At 44.4% G+C, this 17751-nt stretch carries 20 protein-coding genes; 13 read left to right on the top strand and 7 right to left on the bottom strand.

Annotation, left to right across the window (positions count from 1 at the left end):
- Nucleotides 1-41 precede the first annotated feature (41 nt).
- A complete protein-coding gene (locus FE296_RS00735; protein ID WP_036608019.1) occupies nt 42-398 on the bottom strand; it encodes a DUF1304 domain-containing protein in 357 nt (118 codons plus the stop codon).
- Nucleotides 399-663: 265 nt separating this feature from the next.
- Here FE296_RS00735 and FE296_RS00730 point away from each other — a divergent pair, with 265 nt between their 5' ends.
- Nucleotides 664-1197, top strand: coding sequence for an MOSC domain-containing protein (locus tag FE296_RS00730; protein ID WP_150364029.1), 534 nt, complete (start codon nt 664-666; stop codon nt 1195-1197).
- A gap of 16 nt (nt 1198-1213) precedes the next feature.
- On the opposite strand, the gene FE296_RS00725 is transcribed toward FE296_RS00730, so the two are convergent.
- Both FE296_RS00725 and FE296_RS00720 read right to left on the bottom strand, forming a co-directional pair.
- The gene (locus FE296_RS00725; RefSeq protein ID WP_150364028.1) at nt 1214-2053 is read right to left on the bottom strand and encodes a helix-turn-helix transcriptional regulator; all 840 of its coding nucleotides are present in this window, start codon (nt 2051-2053) and stop codon (nt 1214-1216) included.
- A 28-nt stretch (nt 2054-2081) separates the two neighbouring features.
- Nucleotides 2082-2819 (bottom strand): WecB/TagA/CpsF family glycosyltransferase, encoded by a 738-nt coding sequence (locus FE296_RS00720; protein ID WP_124118884.1) that lies wholly within the window; start codon nt 2817-2819, stop codon nt 2082-2084.
- A 256-nt stretch (nt 2820-3075) separates the two neighbouring features.
- Between FE296_RS00720 and FE296_RS00715 the strand changes: the two genes are divergently transcribed.
- Nucleotides 3076-3525: an SRPBCC family protein gene (locus FE296_RS00715; protein WP_150364027.1), complete on the top strand. Its 450-nt coding sequence runs from the start codon at nt 3076-3078 to the stop codon at nt 3523-3525.
- A 177-nt stretch (nt 3526-3702) separates the two neighbouring features.
- A complete protein-coding gene (locus FE296_RS00710) occupies nt 3703-5232 on the top strand; it encodes a methyl-accepting chemotaxis protein (RefSeq protein WP_150364026.1) in 1530 nt (509 codons plus the stop codon).
- A 141-nt stretch (nt 5233-5373) separates the two neighbouring features.
- Here the strand turns inward: FE296_RS00710 and pyk are convergent, their stop codons facing one another.
- Complete coding sequence (gene pyk / locus FE296_RS00705; RefSeq protein ID WP_062838171.1) at nt 5374-6789, bottom strand: pyruvate kinase; 1416 nt, start codon at nt 6787-6789, stop codon at nt 5374-5376.
- A gap of 112 nt (nt 6790-6901) precedes the next feature.
- Here pyk and FE296_RS00700 point away from each other — a divergent pair, with 112 nt between their 5' ends.
- Nucleotides 6902-7681 (top strand): helix-turn-helix transcriptional regulator, encoded by a 780-nt coding sequence (locus FE296_RS00700; protein ID WP_047841163.1) that lies wholly within the window; start codon nt 6902-6904, stop codon nt 7679-7681.
- Between the two features lie 135 nt (nt 7682-7816).
- Here FE296_RS00700 and FE296_RS00695 read toward each other — a convergent pair whose 3' ends face one another.
- The gene (locus FE296_RS00695; RefSeq protein WP_150364025.1) at nt 7817-8488 is read right to left on the bottom strand and encodes a phosphatase PAP2 family protein; all 672 of its coding nucleotides are present in this window, start codon (nt 8486-8488) and stop codon (nt 7817-7819) included.
- A 305-nt stretch (nt 8489-8793) separates the two neighbouring features.
- Here FE296_RS00695 and FE296_RS00690 point away from each other — a divergent pair, with 305 nt between their 5' ends.
- The 4 genes from FE296_RS00690 to FE296_RS00675 all read left to right on the top strand — a co-directional run bounded on the left by FE296_RS00690 (nt 8794) and on the right by FE296_RS00675 (nt 10985).
- Nucleotides 8794-9582 (top strand): CPBP family intramembrane glutamic endopeptidase, encoded by a 789-nt coding sequence (locus FE296_RS00690; RefSeq protein ID WP_150364024.1) that lies wholly within the window; start codon nt 8794-8796, stop codon nt 9580-9582.
- A gap of 154 nt (nt 9583-9736) precedes the next feature.
- Nucleotides 9737-9973 carry a DUF6953 family protein gene (locus tag FE296_RS00685; protein ID WP_036607962.1) on the top strand — a complete coding sequence of 79 codons (237 nt, stop codon included), beginning with the start codon at nt 9737-9739 and terminating at the stop codon, nt 9971-9973.
- 395 nt (nt 9974-10368) lie between these two features.
- Nucleotides 10369-10569: a cold-shock protein gene (locus tag FE296_RS00680; RefSeq protein WP_024633772.1), complete on the top strand. Its 201-nt coding sequence runs from the start codon at nt 10369-10371 to the stop codon at nt 10567-10569.
- A gap of 188 nt (nt 10570-10757) precedes the next feature.
- Entirely contained in the window at nt 10758-10985 is a 228-nt protein-coding gene (locus tag FE296_RS00675; protein WP_017691121.1) for a cold-shock protein, read from the top strand.
- Nucleotides 10986-11227: 242 nt separating this feature from the next.
- Here FE296_RS00675 and FE296_RS00670 read toward each other — a convergent pair whose 3' ends face one another.
- On the bottom strand, nt 11228-11575 hold the full coding sequence (locus FE296_RS00670; protein WP_124118878.1) for a hypothetical protein: 348 nt from the start codon (nt 11573-11575) through the stop codon (nt 11228-11230).
- Between the two features lie 165 nt (nt 11576-11740).
- Between FE296_RS00670 and FE296_RS00665 the strand changes: the two genes are divergently transcribed.
- Nucleotides 11741-12475 (top strand): class I SAM-dependent methyltransferase, encoded by a 735-nt coding sequence (locus FE296_RS00665; protein ID WP_150364023.1) that lies wholly within the window; start codon nt 11741-11743, stop codon nt 12473-12475.
- 57 nt (nt 12476-12532) lie between these two features.
- Here the strand turns inward: FE296_RS00665 and FE296_RS00660 are convergent, their stop codons facing one another.
- Entirely contained in the window at nt 12533-13177 is a 645-nt protein-coding gene (locus FE296_RS00660; RefSeq protein WP_036671927.1) for a GntR family transcriptional regulator, read from the bottom strand.
- Between the two features lie 322 nt (nt 13178-13499).
- Here FE296_RS00660 and FE296_RS00655 point away from each other — a divergent pair, with 322 nt between their 5' ends.
- The 4 genes from FE296_RS00655 to rocF all read left to right on the top strand — a co-directional run bounded on the left by FE296_RS00655 (nt 13500) and on the right by rocF (nt 17318).
- A complete protein-coding gene (locus FE296_RS00655) occupies nt 13500-14321 on the top strand; it encodes a transporter substrate-binding domain-containing protein (protein ID WP_150364022.1) in 822 nt (273 codons plus the stop codon).
- Nucleotides 14322-14344: 23 nt separating this feature from the next.
- Nucleotides 14345-15001 (top strand): amino acid ABC transporter permease, encoded by a 657-nt coding sequence (locus FE296_RS00650; protein ID WP_150364021.1) that lies wholly within the window; start codon nt 14345-14347, stop codon nt 14999-15001.
- Between the two features lie 141 nt (nt 15002-15142).
- Nucleotides 15143-16363 (top strand): ornithine--oxo-acid transaminase, encoded by a 1221-nt coding sequence (locus FE296_RS00645; RefSeq protein WP_150364020.1) that lies wholly within the window; start codon nt 15143-15145, stop codon nt 16361-16363.
- Nucleotides 16353-17318, top strand: a complete 966-nt coding sequence (gene rocF / locus FE296_RS00640) for an arginase (protein WP_190944977.1) — start codon at nt 16353-16355, stop codon at nt 17316-17318. Before FE296_RS00645 ends, rocF begins: the two co-directional genes overlap by 11 nt.
- Nucleotides 17319-17751: the final 433 nt, after the last annotated feature.

The raw sequence follows: 17751 nt of genomic DNA, 5'->3' as shown, positions 1-17751 counted from the left end.
GGAGTTAACATGAATCGAAGCAATGCACCATTCGACAGAAATTACAGGAACAGAACTAGCAACAACGCAATGATCGCAGGCAAACCTTGTTTGATAATGATCGACCGTGAAGAAGTTGCTCCTCCATAAAGAGCCGCGATGATCACACACGCCAGGAAGAAAATCTGAATATGCTGTCCAACGGCAGCATCCGGATATACGAGTCCCCAGATCAGACCTGCCGCAAGAAATCCATTGTAGAGACCTTGATTGGCCGCGAGAGATTTGGTGGATTTGGCGAATTCCGGCGTGAGATTAAAGGTTTTCATTGTGCGTGGACGAGTCCACATAAACATCTCCATCACCATGATATAGAAGTGTTCGACAGCTACAAGAGCTACAAAAATGATACTAATCAAAGGAAACACCTTGCTTTCTGATATGTAATTTATTTACTTGTCCATCCTAGTATAAATGTTTGCAACAAGAACGGAAAGAGCAAATTTAATTTGTAACAATTTAATTGCGTATTATTAAAAATATTTATCGTTTTCCAGTTGAGTTATGATTTTGAAATTAAAAAAATGGTTACAAAGCTAAGCATACGCCGATTGTCGACAATCCATTCATTGGGTAATAATGAACAATAAAGAAGTGATTGCTCAGGAAAGGGAGGAGATTATTATGGGAACAGTTCAATTTGTCTTGTTGGCTGATGATCCATCCACATTTGTGACCCGAGTTGTACCTTTTATCGACATTGAGCTTGCAGGAATTCCAGGTGACCGTCATTATGGTCTGCTTCGTCCGGCGGACTCGCGTCAGAAAATCTACAAGCGCGGTACACCGATTGCGAATCGCCGCCAGATCAGTATTGTGTCCGAGGAAGAATGTGCTCTTATTGCTGAGAAAATGAACATTTCTGAAGTGCGTCCAGAGTGGCTTGGTGCCAATATACTGGTCCGTGGCATTGATCGATTGACGGAACTGCCTGCTGGAACGCGGCTCCTATTTCCAAACGGGACAGGGTTAATATGTGAAGGGGAGAACGTTCCCTGTGTACATCCGGGGAAAATGATTGAACAATTCTACGAACAGGACGGTTTGCGCAAAAAATTCGTGCCTGCGGCTCGCAAAAAACGTGGGATTGTGTGCTCGGTTGAACGGGAAGGTGTAATTCACACGGGGGATACCATAGAAGTCATTCACCTGTCCTGATTTTCAGGACAGGTTTCTAATTGATCAGCCCTCGGCGCTCACCATGCGGATGTCTAGAGTGTAAGTATTCCTCTGGTGTACTGCCAATAATGGACTTGAAATCTCGGATGAAATGGGATTGATCATGATATCCAAGATCCTGAGATAGCTTAATCAGGTCACAGTGAAGACCGCGGTCCATCCATTCTGCAGCATTTTGCAGACGATACAACTTGATTACGGTTTTGGGTCCGATGCCCACATACTGATTGAACAGGCGTTGAAGCTTTCGGGTATGCATATTCCAATAGGAAGACAGATCATCTACTCTCAGCATCTCCCGGTTCTGTTCAATCTGTTGTACAATATCGTAAACCATTCTCGCTTGAGCATCTTCAGCAGGAAGGTGTGCACATAATAGTTGGTCGATGTAACTGGTTTTATCCGCATCATCCCCCGCCCCAAGAAGCCGGTCTTCCAAGGATTCCGCTGTGACGTCCAGAATACTTGAGACATCCATCGGCTGTCCGTACAATGATGAGACAGGAGCGCGGAGGAAGGGATAGAACCCTCCTGGTTTGAACTTCACGCCAAATACACGACCTTTCCCGCTCACAAGATAGGAGAATTTACGTCCCGATGGTCCGAAGAAAAACGTATTGTTTCGTTCCACAACCAGATTAACACAGGGGTTAGGCACGACATGTTGGGGATACGGTTCAAGTCCAGTCAGATCCCACGATACGATCCAGTAATGTTTAACAAAAGGGCGAAGTGCTTCGGAAGGAGCGTGGCGCGTCAGTTGATATTTATGATCACCTTCATTCAGATTCAACAGGCCCATACTTGGTCTGTCTCCTTGTTCTACCTGGTTCATCCGAATCATCCCTCCTGCTCATCTCATATTATTTAGGTTCTCTGAACAACATTGCCCGCACAGCAAAACGGGGTAAAATGAGTTGCCTGCGCCATCTCGAAGGTTGACTGAGGAGGCGATAGAGCCATTCCAGGTTAAGCTTCTGCCATATCGCAGGGGCACGTTTGGTTTTGCCGGCCACGATATCGAGACTGCCTCCTACACCTATGGCTACACGAGCGTTCAACTGGTGACGATACTTGTTAATCCAGTGTTCCGCATGGGGTGCGCCAAGAGCCACGATAAGGAAGTCTGGTTGAGCAGTACAAATCTCTTCCACAATCTGTTGTTCCTCATCTGCTCGGAAATAACCATGGTGTCTACCTTTTACGATAACTCCGGGGTAGTGTTGCGCAATAACTTTCACGGCCTGTTCACTTACGTTTTCCTCTGCTCCCAGCATGTAGAATGACCAGTGTTTTTGATCGCCTTCCTCCAATAAACGAAACAGCAGATCACAACCCGTTACCCGTTCAGTTAATTGTCCGCCCCGAAAACGGGATACCATCACAATGCCAGCACCGTCAGCCGTAACCAACCCGGCTTGATCGACGATTTTGCGAAGAGAGGCATTCTGTTGACAGGACATAACAATCTCGGGATTGCCTGTGATGACATGGAATAGTTTATTGTTTTCCTGATCTACAACTTCACCAAGGATTGCAACCGTTTGATTCATTGTTACATTAGGAAAGGGGATGCCCATAATATTCGTTGTTTGACTCATGTCTCATTTCCTTTCTGATTCTGTCTCATCACCTTGAACAGTCCTGTTATTTCATTCCAGTTTAGTATATCTGATCTTCTGGGAAAGCACTATATGGGCGCAATCCGTTTGGATCAGGGTATAACACTGCTAAAAAATAAAGAGCTTATATTTTACCTGTTGTCGCGTTTTTACAATACGGCCTTTGGGGTATAACGTTAGGATAGGAGTGCGAGCTTGGCAGATCGCTTATCCAATACATAAAGGGAGTGAGTCCATGGAACTGAAATATGAATTCTATATCAATGCAGGACTGGAAGATGTGTGGAATGCTCTAATATCACCAGACGGCACACGGAATAGTTTTTTCGGCAGCGAACTCCGCACCAATTTCCAACCAGGTCAGCCGTTTGCTTATGTAGGACCAGGTAATGATGGTGCGGAGACTGTCCATGTGTATGGAGATATATTGGAATTTGAACCGTTGTCCAGACTTAGTTATCAGGAGCATCCCGGACCGTCGTACCATGCGAATCATGCCGAGCTTCAATCCAGAGTAGTCTTCCAGTTGGAAACTGTAGGTGAGTGTACGAAGCTGACGCTGATCAATGATCAATTTACAGATAACCATCCTTCCATTGCGAATGCACAGAGTAGCTGGTGGATGATTCTAAGCAGCATCAAAACGTGGGTGGAGACGGGGAAAACACTGAATTTTGGCTGGTAGCTGGTTAGAGGCAGTCATTTAAGATTTATTTTCATAAAAAATAAAGGCATTTAATATAAGAACCAGTGCTGATTTAGCGCTGGTTCTTGTTTTTATGCAAAATTAAGACCATAGCTCTACACTTAATGTCTGATAATGTCGAAATATATATCATATGAGCTAAGAGGAGAAATGAGCATGTTTCGTAAACGTACTGAATCGACCAAACACCTTCGTATAGATGCGCATCAGAATTTACTGGAGTATAGTCGTAAACTGGTAGCAAACGCAGAAAAGGGTGACTATGACGCATGGATCGAAGATGGCATTGAGTTTCAGGATACCGATGAAATAGCTAGTAATATCAAAAAAGCAGTACATATGATGAAAGCTCAGAACAAAAAAGTGGAAATGCGCCTTAGAATGCTGAATCAGGCGATGAATGTGGGATTATGGGAATCTGAAATCGTTGCTGGTGATCCACTGGATAACAATAATATCGTTTCATTTTCGAATGAATTCCGCCAAATGTTAGGCTTCCATAATGCCAAGGATTATCCCGATTCATTTGCAAGCTGGGCGAAATCGATATATCCGGATGACAGACCCCAACTGGTGCAGGAGATTATGAAACATGTGAATGACACAAAAGCAACAACTGCCTATAACGTCATCAGCCGTATGATTACAAAAAGTGGAGAAATTCGCTGGTTCCGATGCCTTGGACAAGTCATACGAAATCAGGCTGGAGTTCCAGTCAAACTTCTGGGCATTATGTTTGATATTCATGAGGAGAAGAGCAAGTCTGATGAGCTAGAAGCACTCGTCACCCGATATGATCTGGTTAACCGCGCTTTGGTGGAGGCACCGTGGGATATGACCGTTGTAGCTGGAGATGTGGTTAATCCAAATAACGAATTTTGGTGGTCACCTCAGTTCCGTAGAGAATTAGGGTTTAAAGACGAGCAGGATTTCCCGAATGTGTTCAGCAGCTGGAGCAGCCGACTTCATCCGGAAGACCATGATCGGACGATCAACGAATTTGCCAGACATATGAACGATTACAGTGGTCGTACACCGTACGATCTGGATTATCGTCTGCAACGCAAAGACGGGGAGTATCGTTGGTATCACGCGGGTGGGGAGACCATCAGGGATCAGGATGGAGTACCACTCCGTGTAGCTGGAACCATTCGAGATGTTACCCATGAGAAGAATAAGGAACAGATCGTGGAAGCCATGAATCTGAAAACAAAACAATTGTCGGAGTCCATTGGCGAGATGGTACGTGGAATCAACTCGATCACCGATCAGGCACAGGATCTGGTTACTGCACAGGAGTTATCTGCCGATGCAGCTATTCAAGTGAAAAGCAGTGCAGATGATACGAAGAATATTACCGTGTTTATTCGAGAGATTGCCAGTCAGACCAATCTGCTGGGGTTGAATGCAGCAATTGAAGCTGCTCGAGCGGGAGAGCTGGGACTGGGATTTGGCGTCGTTGCAGGTGAAGTGCGGAAACTGGCTGATCACAGTTCGGAGGCCACAGTAAATATCGAGGATAGCATGCAGAAGATGAAAACATTGATTGATCAGATTCTTGAACATATCGGTAATATGTCCACATTAACGCAAAATCAGGCTGCCCTGACACAACAGGTGAATGCTTCAATGGATGAGATCAACACAATGTCACAGGATCTGGTTAATTACTCGCGGAATCTATAATCTCGTAGCCGTTTGTTGTAACATCACGATCATTGGCACACATCATCAACATAAAATCCACCGGGATGCATTTCTGCTCTCGGTGGATTTTTGTATTTCTATCTATAACCAAGGTGTATAGCTTCAGTTTCAGCTATTGAATTAAACTTGTTGAACTTTGATCAGGTTTGTATTACCGGATTGACCGATTGGAACACCCGCTGACAATACAATGATGTCACCTTTTTCGATGTAACCAGTTTTGATTGCGTTACGCGTAGCCGACTCGAACATTTCATCCGTTGTGGTTACTTTGTCGCCCATAACCGGGATAACACCGGAGAGCAGGCAGATTTTCGCCAATACTTCTTCATGTTGTGTAACTGCGATGATTGGCGCTTTTGGACGATATTTGGAGATCATGCGTGCTGTGAATCCACTCTCAGTCGAAGTGATGATTGCTTTTGCATTCAGTACGAGGGAAGAACTTACAGCGCCCTGACTGATAACTTCAGTAATATCAGCGATCTGTTGAGCCGATTTTTGTGCGAATTGCTCTTTGTAATCGATCATCGTTTCAGCACGGCGAGCAACCGCAGCCATCGTGCGCACGGATTGTACCGGATATTTACCAGCAGCCGATTCACCGGACAACATCACAACATCTGCACCTTGAAGTACAGCGTTAGCTACGTCACTTACCTCGGAACGAGTAGGGCGTGGGTTCACTTGCATGGACTCCAACATATGTGTAGCTACGATAACCGGTTTACCCGCGCGGTTACATTTGTCGATCATTTCTTTTTGCATCATTGGCACGTCTTCAATCGGTACTTCAACCCCGAGATCTCCACGAGCTACCATGATGCCGTCAGATGCTTCAATGATATCGTCCAGGTTAGTCATACCTTCCTGGTTTTCAATTTTGGAGATGATCTGTACGTGGTCTACACCGCGTTCTTTCAAAATGCTGCGGATTTCACGGATGTCGTCACCTTTACGAACAAAGGATGCTGCGATAATTTCGATATCGTTTTCGATCCCAAATCCGATGTGCATAACGTCACGCTCGGTTACACCTGGCAATGTCGTTTTGATTCCTGGCAAGTTAACCCCTTTGCGTGGTTTCAGAATGCCGCCACTGATGATTTTACAATGGATATCGGATCCTTCCACAGACAGTACAGTCAGATCCACAAGGCCATCATCGATGAGGATACGATCGCCAGGTTTCACAACGAGGTTCAGTTCTGGATAGTTTACCGAGATACGCTCAGCGTCACCGAGAATTTCTTCGGTAGTCAGGATCAGCTCTTTACCCGCTTGCAGATGGCAGGATGCTTCTTTCAGTTTACCGATACGTACTTCCGGCCCTTTGATGTCCATCATGATCGGTACATAGGTGTTCAGTTCGGAAGCTGCTTTACGGATATTGTTAATCCGTGTCACGTGATCTTCCAGTTCGCCATGAGCCATGTTCAGACGAGCAACAGTCATACCTTCCTGAATCATTACTTTTAACAATTCGATTGAGTCACAAGCAGGTCCCATGGTACAAATAATTTTTGTTTTTAACATGCTGATTTCCTCCTCATATTTAAGCTTATATGTGTATTGTAGCGTTTTCTGTCGAATCAGGGTATGAACTATAGTACAATGATTAGAGTATAGTCCGATAATGAGGTGTGTTATGGTCACTCCACTTGAAGTACGACATATTAATGGTGTCGGTTGGTACGAAGAAGCTGTGCAATCTCAAGAAACTTGGCGGCTTAGCTTGGTTACTTATGGAAAATGTGTATATTGGGTGAACGGTGATAAACAGATCATGGAAAAGGGTGAATTGCTCCTCATTCCAGGTGGTACCCCATACTACGGCAAGAGTATTCCTACAGTAACGCACACACAGATTGTAATTCAACTGCAACGCGACCATATGGAAACTCTGCCTGCACTGGAACGGTATGAGGCTTTGCGGCATAAACCTGGATGTTATGAGCTGATCCATCAACGCATGAGCGCTATTTATCAACAATGGCAGGAGCGTCCGTCTTATTATGTCATGATGAGCCAAGCCTTATTGATGGAAGTGTTGATTTATATGAACAGGGAGCTTGATCGTGGAGTTATCCCGCCAGAGAGGCATAATCATGTTGAACGGATGAAGCGATATATTGAGCGGCATTATCGGGAGAAAGTAACGAAGGAAGAACTCGGGGACGAGATTAATAAAACTCCCAATTATGCTGCCGCATTGTTCAAAAGCATGACAAATCAGACCATCAGTCAATATGTTCATGATCAACGGATGAAACGAGCCATATATCTGCTCACCGAGTCACAACTCTCCATCCAGGAAATTGCCGAATTTCTCGGCTACCGGGATCTGTCTTATTTTTACCGCATATTCAAACGTATAACCGGAAGTCCACCGTCTGACCTTCTTCATGAACGTCCACCTATAGCATGAAACGCGTAGTCCAACCCAAATAAAGTTCTTCCATATAAGTAGGTTTAATTAAAATGAGTACAAAAAAAGAGGGCCTATGCCCTCTTTTGCTGTATAGCAGGATCATCATCCCACCTGTTACATATATAAATGTCGTTATACATGACTGCTTGGGTTAGAAGCTGTGAGTGGTTGCTTGCCTTTTTTTCGTGCCTGCCCAAGACGAAGAGCAAAGACATGTACAGTCCAATACGCGGCCTCCGCAAACAAAATGCCGCCGGCGATGTCCAGCAAGGAATGCTGTTTTACAAACACCGTCGAAGCAATAATCAACCACAGCCATACCGACCAAGAAATCCGTGCCAAAGGCTTAAAGTTCAAGTGTCTATTGATCACAATAAACAGCAAGTAGCTGGTCAGAACGTGAACACTTGGGAAACAGTTGAAGGGCGCATCATTTGTATAAATAAACTGCACTAACACGCTGCTCAGATCAGTTCCGCCGACCTCCGGGCGCGGGACATGGGTAGGGAACACCGCAAAACAGACATTGGCAGCGATGACACCAACATTATAGGTAATCAGCGTACGCCAGAATAGCGACTTGTTCGTCAGACCCAAATAGAGAAATCCAAGATACAGAATGGGCATCCAGCTAATGTACGGATAAATAAATTCTTTGAGAAAAGGAATCTGTGTATCAATCCAAGCATAATTGTAAAATACATCACTACCGGTGTTGCTGCCTAAAAAAACGTAAATTGAGCCTTGGAGCGGTATGCACAGAATAGCCAGTAAATGCCCCCAGCGCTGAAAGAATGCTTTCATAGTATCCCCCTGATTTCATTATGCATTGTGAAACTATCGTTAATGGGTACTTCATAGATATATGACGTTGAAGAGTAGCCACACCCCTGCAGCTTTGAACTCTTGTAATACTATAATGGACAGATAAAGGTATAAGCCATACCTGATTTTAGGGGAAAAGAAGTCAGGATAAGTCTCTTTTTTGTTACTTTTATAGTTTTATCCATAATAGGGATATTCAATATACGGATGATGTGATACAACTATATTGGCATATAAGTTCTTATGACAACGGAAAACATAAATGAAACGAGGTAGGTAAATGTATGATTAATGCGCAATCCAATCCAAAACATTCCTTTTCCGAGCGCAAACCCGTGCTCACCGTTGTAATTATTGAGCTGCTTCTCCTGTTAGCCGTATTTGCTGCAGGGGCCATTGCAACGATAAGGCAACTTGACTACACTTCCCCTGTACTCATTTCCTTTACACCCATCGCCATTGTTCTGATGATCTATCTGACGTTAAGGCGAAAGTGGAGAGAGACTGGCTTCCGATCTTTGCGAAGCATCCCAGCTGGCCATGCAAAGTATTATATTCCACTACTCCTTGTACTGGGTACACTTGCCCTGAAAGGATTTGGGGAACTGAGCTTGTCACGGGTAGCCTTTTTGATCTTTTTTACCTTGCTCGTAGCTTTTGTAGAGGAAACGATATATCGTGGACTTATTTTCAAAACATTGCTTCAAAAAAGTGCAGGGGCCGCAGTTGTGACCTCCAGCATATTGTTTTCGATTACACATCTACTGAACGCATTGTCTGGTCAGGATATAACGGATACGATCATGCAATTGATCTATGCGCTGCTCTTGGGAGCTGTACTTGCGTTATTGATGTTGAAGAACGGAAATATCGTACCGCTTATATTGTTTCATTTCATACATAATCTGATTCAATTTTTAGGGAATGATCTGGAGGATACAGGTACACTTCCTTACGATCTGTTTATACTGGCAGTACTGATTGCTTACTGTGCATGGTTGGTGTGGAGCATTCGAACAAATTCATCTATTCCTTCCAAAGGGAGTGAGCAAGCGAATACGGTTGTTCATTAAGAGTATTGCGGGTATTGCTTGAAAGTAGTTATCGATCATACAGTTTCCCGTCAGCAGTTGGATCATGGTATACTTCAGTCTGGCGGGAAGACAGATATGTTCATGATACGAGGTCTGCCTATCCGTACATTAGGCTTAGACAGTAGGTGATATAGTGGAGAAGACAGCACAAGGTGTGGCAGAATGGATGGTACAGGAGATTAAATTCACAGGAACACTTCATCAGGAAGCTGCCATAGAATATGTGAAGACCCATTTTGGTGAAGAATTTGTTTTTGTGAACGAGAACGGCAATACATCATTGTCCAAGGAAGTGAAGAAGGCTTTCCGAAAGCTTCATCGTGGGCAGATCGCCTGGGATCGGGATGCATTTATGTGGGCATGGACATAGTGTGTTATACTGGAGTAAGATGATTCATTGGTTGTGTTGGATATGCATGTCAGAATATTATATAAAAAATGTATAAGATGGATTAGATCTGCATATCCTTTCATAAGACCGTACACAAGCGACCAGGCACATAAGCGTGATAAACCCTGGCCCCACGCGTGGTAATAACATGTATTTCCAAAGCTGTTTGAAAAGAAAATACAAAGATTTGCTTTTTGGCTGAAATGGAGTTATAATAAAAACAAGTTGTAGAGAGTGGAAAACCTAATTCATATATTGTAAAGGGCGATCACTTATAGGTTTATGACTGGTACCTTTTTCAATGTGTGAATTTTTATTTGCTTGCTGCAAAGAACAAAGGAACATGTTAATCTTTATTTGGAGGTGTAATTCACATGCAAAACGGAACAGTAAAATGGTTCAACGCTGATAAAGGCTTCGGTTTCATCGAAGTTGAAGGCGGAGAAGATGTATTCGTACACTTCAGCGCTATTACAGGCGAAGGCTTCAAAACGCTGGACGAAGGTCAACGCGTGCAATTTAAAATTGTACAAGGAAACCGTGGTCCTCAAGCAGAAGAAGTTGTAAAACTGTAATTAAAGCATAGCTGCCTTTAACATGTTATAATGGTAAAGGCAGCTTCTTTTTTTTGATTAGTTATATAAAAGTCGACCCAATAGTTGTCGAGACAGAAGTTCGGTGGTACGTAAAACTTCCGCTAAGTGTAGGCTTCTGTGAAATAACGTCGGTTAGATGTTTTTCCATAACAAAGGGGGTAGAAGTCATGTATAATCGCAAAAAACCGTTGGAAGAGATTCCACAAGCTGATGCGGCAATCTGGGAATGTACGAGTGATACGTGCAAAGGATGGATGCGGGACAATTTTGCGTTTGATAACGTACCTACTTGTCCGATATGTGCTTCTGAGATGGTCAGCACGACTAGGATGCTACCATTGCTTGAGAATTCGAATAGTAATCTGAAAACGATGCCTAAAGGAAATCGGATTTAACATAGCTTACCCGCCTCTAACGAGGTGTTTTTTTTTAAGATCAAACAGACACCCTGTGCGAAGGTAAGGGTATTAAATATGAAGTTCCCGGCATTCGTTTTAGCGAATGCCTTTTTTTGTATCTTTTTTTACAGAAAGTATACTTTAATTGACGGGAATCGTATGAAAAGATAAAGACCCTTTTTGCTTATTGCAAAAAGGGTCTTTGTTGTGACTACAATTGTACCACGTCTAGATTGAGTTTAGATGAACAGGAATGGCAGCAGAAATAATGTTGCTACCAGAGCCAGATCGATTCCTGCGCCGTAGCCGTAACCCCCACCGTATCCTCCATATCCATATGGACCGTAGGCCGAAGATTTAACTTTCTTTGATGCAACAGCGTTTTTCTTGCTGCTTTTTACCAGCTGCTGTTTGGATTTGACTGAACACAGCCGTGGTCCCTCGAAACATCCGTTCAAATAAACTTTGCCATCACGACATTGACTAAGCGTACCATACATATGCTTACCGTCGTTCATAACGAGACAAACGGAACGTCCAACGTGCGGAGAAACCGTTTCTTCACATACCGGGTTAATTCTGTACATGCAAAATCCTCCTCATTAGATGCGGTTGCCGCTTGAATTCAACGGTTTGTATATCATAGTAAAAAGAAGAGCAATTGGTATGGACGAGTACCCGGAAAATCGAATGGGGAGGAGCCGTTTTTGAATCTGCTCCATACACTGGGAGGAGTGAGGAGGGGGTATCGCGTGGATTATCATGACATGCTGGCTCGGTTAGGGGAGGGAAGTGCCCATCCTGGAGGATTTTTGGCAACACTGAAGTTGCTGGATGGCTTATCTCTGCCTTTGGGTAGTCATATTCTTGAGATAGGGTGCGGTACTGGAAGGACTGCGTGTTACTTAGCTAAAAGTGGATATCGGGTAACTGCGATTGATCTTCATCTCAATATGCTGGATAAGGCAGTTCGGAGAGCGAGACGAGAACAGGTGGATGTTCGATTTGTTCAGGCTGATGTAGCATCGTTACCTTTTCCGGAAAACCATTTTGACGTGGTATTCGTGGAGTCGGTCACGATCTTCACCCCATGGCGGAGTGCACTTGCTGAGTATAGAAGGGTGTTGAAGCCTGGTGGACTTTTAGTGGATCGGGAGATGGTTCTATCAGGCCAGAAGACCGAATTGATGTGTCGCAGGTTAAAGCAATTTTACGGTATACAAACTCTGGTAACGGCCACAGCATGGAGAAAACGCCTCAAGCATTGTGGTTTCACCAAGGTAGAGGTCAAGGAACATTCGCGATCCATGGGAAAATGGGGCGTTGATCATGATCCACATCGCGAGATCGATATGAATTGGTTTGAGGATGAACGTATGCAGCGAATGAGTCAAACCAATGATCGTTTGCTCGCGAAATACGGCAAAAAGTTGGGATATGCTGTTTTTGCGGCTAGGGCACCGTTGGAGGTCAAAAAGGAAAGATAGGAAAAAGACAACTCACACAATCGTGTGGGTTGCCTTTGTTTGTTCTGACAGAACGTACTACAGCATATCGTTATCGATAATCCGCCAGTGGTGTTTGAGCAGGGCTTCCAGTTGGTTCTTATCTTTGGCTCGAAAAGCACTTAAAATTTGCCGGTGCTCTTCATTAACTTCGAGCAGTACCTCAGACAGCTTAGGCTTATTATCACTAACATACGACTGCCGGATGAAACTGTTCTTCAATGTGTTTAACATCTCAATGACTGTGGCGTTACCGCATCGCTGAATGTACAGATTATGGAATTGATATTGGTTCTTGTTGTAGGCAGCAAGATCAAGCTGACTGATATCTTCGTCCATTCGGACAACCAGAGTTTCCATCTCCAAAAGTTCAGATGGTCTGAGATGGTCTGCTGCAAGTGTGGCAGCAAGTGCCTCCAGCACACCGATTGCTTGGGAAAACTCCAGTTTTTTGCCTGCATCAAAAGGAGTGACAATAAATCCCCTGCGTGGGATGTATTGTAGTAGATTGTCTGAAGCCAACTGAAAAAGCGCCTCACGGGTAGGTGTGCGACTGATGTCCAGCTTTTTGCATATTTCGGCTTCGTTGATCTTCTGGTTGGGAAGTAACGTCCCGTCCTGAATCTTCTGGGCAATGTAATCGTATACGTGATCTTTCAAGGACCGGTATTTGGGTACCTCCATACCGAATCCTCCTTTCTATGTATAGTGAATAAATAGATGGGTGTGAGGCCGTACTGCACGCGCCGTTCAGGAGTTTCAAGTTTTTATCATCTTAACACCGAGGGGGGAGTTGGGCAAGCAAACTTCATGTTTCAGCCGATGTAAATGCTGTGTTATATATAGTGCATTTTATGGAATTAAAGCGTATAAATGTTTAAATAATGATTGTGATAAACCAGAATGTTTGTTAGTATTACTTACATATAAGTCCATATATTGTATTATGTATATTGTATACAAATTATTATGTTACTCATTCAAAAAAAGAATAGGGGTATGATGTGTGAAAAAAGTGCTTTTGCCAATGATGCTGTTGTTAGTGGTTGTATTCATGTCCGCATGTGGGCAGGAAAAAATGACAGGAACCGGATCAGACGCTGCTTCGTCTTCGGGCAGTAGCTCTGCGGAAAAGGAAGTAATTGTACTTGGAACCAGTGCGGACTATGCACCCTATGAATTTCATAAGAAAATCGATGGTAAAGATACCATTGTAGGTTTCGACATCGAGATTGCGAAAGCAATTGCGGCTGATCTGGGAGCCGAGCTGAAGATTGAGGATATGGACTTTGATGGCCTTCTTATGGCTCTCGGTACAGATAAGGTTGATTTTGTAATATCAGGCTTAACCCCTACCGAAGAACGAAAGAAGAATGTTGATTTTACGGACATCTACTATTATGCAGAGCAGGCTGTACTTGTTAGAGATGGGGAAGGTACGGCATTAAAGTCTGTGAATGATCTATCAGGCAAGCAGGTTGGTGTACAAAAGAGTTCCATTCAGGAAGGGATTGCTCAGGAAATAGAGGGAGCAAAGCTCACTTCTCTGGCCAAAATACCTGAACTGATTCTGGAGTTGCAGACGGGGCGCGTAGATGCACTCATCCTGGAGAAGCCGGTGGCTGAACAGTATGTGAAGAACCAAGAGGGGCTTGTTATTGCAGGTGTGAAGATTGAACAGGCTGAAGACGAGGGTGGTTCGGCCATCGCGGTGAAGAAGGGTAGTCAGAAACTGCTGGATCAGATCAACGCTACATTGGAAAAGCTCAAAACGAACGGAGATATTGAACGGTTCGTCGTTGAAGCGAATGAGTTGCTCGGCGAATAAACCGGACGAGTGAGGGATATGCCGTGAATTTAGATTTTTCCTTTCTATTAGATCATTGGCAAGATTATGCACGAAGTGCATGGGTTACGCTTGAGCTTTCATTCTTCGGTGTTCTGTTTGGGACGTTACTTGGTGTGATCATGGCATTAATGCGATTATCCCGAATATGGCCAATCAAATTTGTGGCATCGGCGTATATTGAACTCATTCGAGGAACACCAATGCTCGTACAGATTCTTATTATCCATTATGGTCTGACGGTTGTAGGTGTGAACTTGCCGGCATTTATGTCGGGGGTGGTAGCTCTGACGATGAATAGCTCGGCTTATATGGCGGAGGTGTTCAGGGCCGGGATTCAGGCGATTGATAAAGGACAGACCGAGACTTCACGCTCCCTTGGTATGACTCACGGGATGACACTTCGCTATATTATACTGCCGCAGGCTTTTCGTAACATGCTTCCAGCCATCGGTAATGAATTCATTATTATCATTAAAGATTCTTCGCTTGTCTCCATGATCGGCATAGCCGAGATTATATACACGGCCAGAACGATTCAGGGTGTTACGTTCCAGCCGCTTGCTCCGCTGCTCGTTGCCGCCGGCCTCTATTTTATAATCACATTTACACTGGCCAACTTGCTCTCTTGGTTGGAACGTAGACTGTCTACTTCTCGCTAACTATTGATAAAGGATTGGATTCGAGAAAGGCTTGGAGTAGGCCGGAGTGGAAAAAGAGAGATGTAGTCGTAAATGGCGATGGCATCGCATACATTGTTATTGTATTTTGTATACAATATTTTGGAAAGGTGTTGGGTGTGTATGTCAGATTCCAAAATGTTAATGGATTGGTCGGAGCGTTATGCTGCACCTAATTATCATCCGCTACCTATTGTTATTGAACAGGCGGAAGGGGTATGGGTGGAAGACCCTGAAGGCCGACGTTATATGGATATGTTAAGTGCATACTCTGCATTGAATCATGGTCACAGACATCCTGTGATCATACAAGCGCTCAAGGATCAGGCAGATCAGGTTACGTTGACATCACGGGCATTCCACAGCAGCTCCGCTTCTCTTTTTTATCAGAAACTCTCACAATTCACGGGGAAATCGAAGATTCTCGCCATGAATACAGGAGCGGAAGCGGTGGAGACTGCGGTAAAAGCGGTACGTAGATGGGCTTATCGTTGCAAAGGTGTACCGGAGAATCAAGCCGAGATTATCGTATGCTCTGGTAACTTTCATGGAAGAACTCTGACGGTTACGTCTTTTTCTTCTTCGGCGGAGTATAAAAAAGATTTTGGACCGTTCACACCTGGATTCCGAATTATTCCCTATGGAGACATTGAAGCACTGAAGCAAGCCATTACACCGAATACAGCAGGCTTTCTTGTAGAGCCCATTCAAGGTGAGGCAGGAATTGTTATCCCGCCTGCTGGATATTTGGCAGAAGCTTTTGCTCTGTGTAAGAGCCAGCAGGTGTTGACTGTATCTGATGAGATCCAGACCGGATTTGGAAGAACAGGTCGCCGTTTTGCCTCCGACTGGGAAGGGGTTGAACCAGACATCTGGATTATGGGCAAAGCGCTGGGGGGAGGAGTCATACCCATCTCGGCTATCGCTGCTGATGAGGAGATACTGGATTTGTTTGAGCCGGGGTCTCATGGTTCTACGTTTGGGGGTAACCCACTCGCCTGCGCCGTGGCTATAGCAGCTCTGAAAGTTCTTGAAGATGAGAAGCTTGCCGAGCAATCGGAGCGTCTGGGGAACTATTTTATGAAAAGACTTCGAGATATTCGCAGTTCAGTCATACGGGATATTCGGGGGAAAGGCTTATTTATTGGTGTTGAACTGCATGAACCAGCCCGTCCTTATTGTGAGCGGTTGATGTCTACTGGACTGCTGTGTAAAGAAACACATGAGACAACCATTCGATTTGCTCCACCACTAACGATTAAAGAGTCCGAGATTGACTGGGCATTGGAGAGAATTGAGCTGGTTTTGACAACCAATGAAGGAGCTGACCTACATGAAAAATGATGATGAAGTCCTTGATGGCATACAAGATACCACTATTAATGCAAGTCATATTTCTGTGCGGCGCGATGTTGCCATCATTAAGGTTCCTTTCGGACTCGGTGGAGCAAGAGGTGGCGCGGAGTTGGGGCCTGATGAATTGATTACAGCTGGACTGAAGCGGGAGATCGCGAGCCTGGGGCTAGTGCTTTCCAAAGAAGTGCGGGTAGAGTGTCCAATTGATCCGGTTGTTCCTACTGAGCGGAATCGGGTGAAATATTTAAACGAAGTACGTCAGGTCAGCGAGAACGTATTTAATGAAGTGTCTGTTGCGGTAGAGGAGGGGGCCTTTCCGCTTGTGCTTGGAGGAGATCATAGTGTAGCGATAGGTACTTTCGCCGGATTAACTGCGCATTATTCTAATCTGGGGGTGATCTGGTTTGATGCGCATGCAGACTTGAATACGGAAGAACGGAGCTTGTCCGGTAATATGCATGGGATGAGTGTGGCTGCATCCTTGGGGCATACTGCATTCAATCTGTCGCACATTGCTGGAGCAGGCGCGTTTATTGATCCGTCCAACTTGGTCTATATTGGTCTGCGTGATCTGGATGAGTATGAGAAAGAGCAGATTAAGGGACTGGGAATCCGAGCATTTACGATGCATGATATTGACCGGATGGGAATACAGCAAGTTATTGAGGAGGCAATAGCTATAGCTGGTGATGGGACGGATGGTATTCATGTCAGCTTTGACATGGATTGTCTGGATCCGCGGGAAGCTCCGGGTGTGGGTACCCCAGTGCCAGGTGGTTTGAATTACCGAGAGGCACATTACGCATTAGAGCTACTTGCTTCCACGAATCAAGTTACGTCGATGGAACTGGTTGAGGTGAACCCATTGCTTGATCACAATAGACATACAGCAAGGCTTGGTGTGGAACTGATCGCTTCTTTGCTCGGTAAGCGCATATTGTAAGCACTGAGAAGTGAATCGGAATGTGTAAGCTGCGCTCAAGGAATGACTCTCTTATTTATATAGAAGGAAAGAAAACTGAGATTTCCGAAAACTAGGGCTAGTCACAAGAAATTGTTCACTGCATTCGCAGTGGAGGTGGCTTCCCTGGTTATGTTTAATGGATGAGTATATTAGAAGCGTTGTAATGAGGATGCTGAGAGTTATTTCTATAGTACAGGAGCGTCAGATTACATATTGCGCTGATGATGTAGGTTGATTATATTTTTTGAAAAAAGACTTGCAATTGAAATTTGTACATGATATATTCTAAGTCCGGCCAAGAAAACACGGTTTACACGGTGCGGCAAGCAAACGATATAAGCTTCGAAAGAAACTTAAAAAAAGAGCTTGCAAAGTTGGTTCGGACATGATATTATATAAGAGTTGCTGAAGA

Source organism: Paenibacillus sp. UASWS1643, assembly GCF_008693195.1.
Classification (GTDB): domain Bacteria; phylum Bacillota; class Bacilli; order Paenibacillales; family Paenibacillaceae; genus Paenibacillus; species Paenibacillus amylolyticus_B.
Note: the sequence above shows the minus strand (reverse complement) of the source record. Positions and strands in the feature narration are given on the sequence as shown.

Coding starts and splice junctions, on each gene's coding strand:
- FE296_RS00730 (WP_150364029.1), top strand. CDS start 664: ATGGGAACAGTTCAATTTGTCTTGTTGGCTGATGATCCATCCACATTT.
- FE296_RS00725 (WP_150364028.1), bottom strand. CDS start 2,053: ATGAACCAGGTAGAACAAGGAGACAGACCAAGTATGGGCCTGTTGAAT.
- FE296_RS00720 (WP_124118884.1), bottom strand. CDS start 2,819: ATGAGTCAAACAACGAATATTATGGGCATCCCCTTTCCTAATGTAACA.
- FE296_RS00715 (WP_150364027.1), top strand. CDS start 3,076: ATGGAACTGAAATATGAATTCTATATCAATGCAGGACTGGAAGATGTG.
- FE296_RS00710 (WP_150364026.1), top strand. CDS start 3,703: ATGTTTCGTAAACGTACTGAATCGACCAAACACCTTCGTATAGATGCG.
- pyk (WP_062838171.1), bottom strand. CDS start 6,789: ATGTTAAAAACAAAAATTATTTGTACCATGGGACCTGCTTGTGACTCA.
- FE296_RS00700 (WP_047841163.1), top strand. CDS start 6,902: ATGGTCACTCCACTTGAAGTACGACATATTAATGGTGTCGGTTGGTAC.
- FE296_RS00695 (WP_150364025.1), bottom strand. CDS start 8,488: ATGAAAGCATTCTTTCAGCGCTGGGGGCATTTACTGGCTATTCTGTGC.
- FE296_RS00690 (WP_150364024.1), top strand. CDS start 8,794: ATGATTAATGCGCAATCCAATCCAAAACATTCCTTTTCCGAGCGCAAA.
- FE296_RS00680 (WP_024633772.1), top strand. CDS start 10,369: ATGCAAAACGGAACAGTAAAATGGTTCAACGCTGATAAAGGCTTCGGT.
- FE296_RS00675 (WP_017691121.1), top strand. CDS start 10,758: ATGTATAATCGCAAAAAACCGTTGGAAGAGATTCCACAAGCTGATGCG.
- FE296_RS00670 (WP_124118878.1), bottom strand. CDS start 11,575: ATGTACAGAATTAACCCGGTATGTGAAGAAACGGTTTCTCCGCACGTT.
- FE296_RS00660 (WP_036671927.1), bottom strand. CDS start 13,177: ATGGAGGTACCCAAATACCGGTCCTTGAAAGATCACGTATACGATTAC.
- FE296_RS00645 (WP_150364020.1), top strand. CDS start 15,143: ATGTCAGATTCCAAAATGTTAATGGATTGGTCGGAGCGTTATGCTGCA.
- rocF (WP_190944977.1), top strand. CDS start 16,353: ATGAAAAATGATGATGAAGTCCTTGATGGCATACAAGATACCACTATT.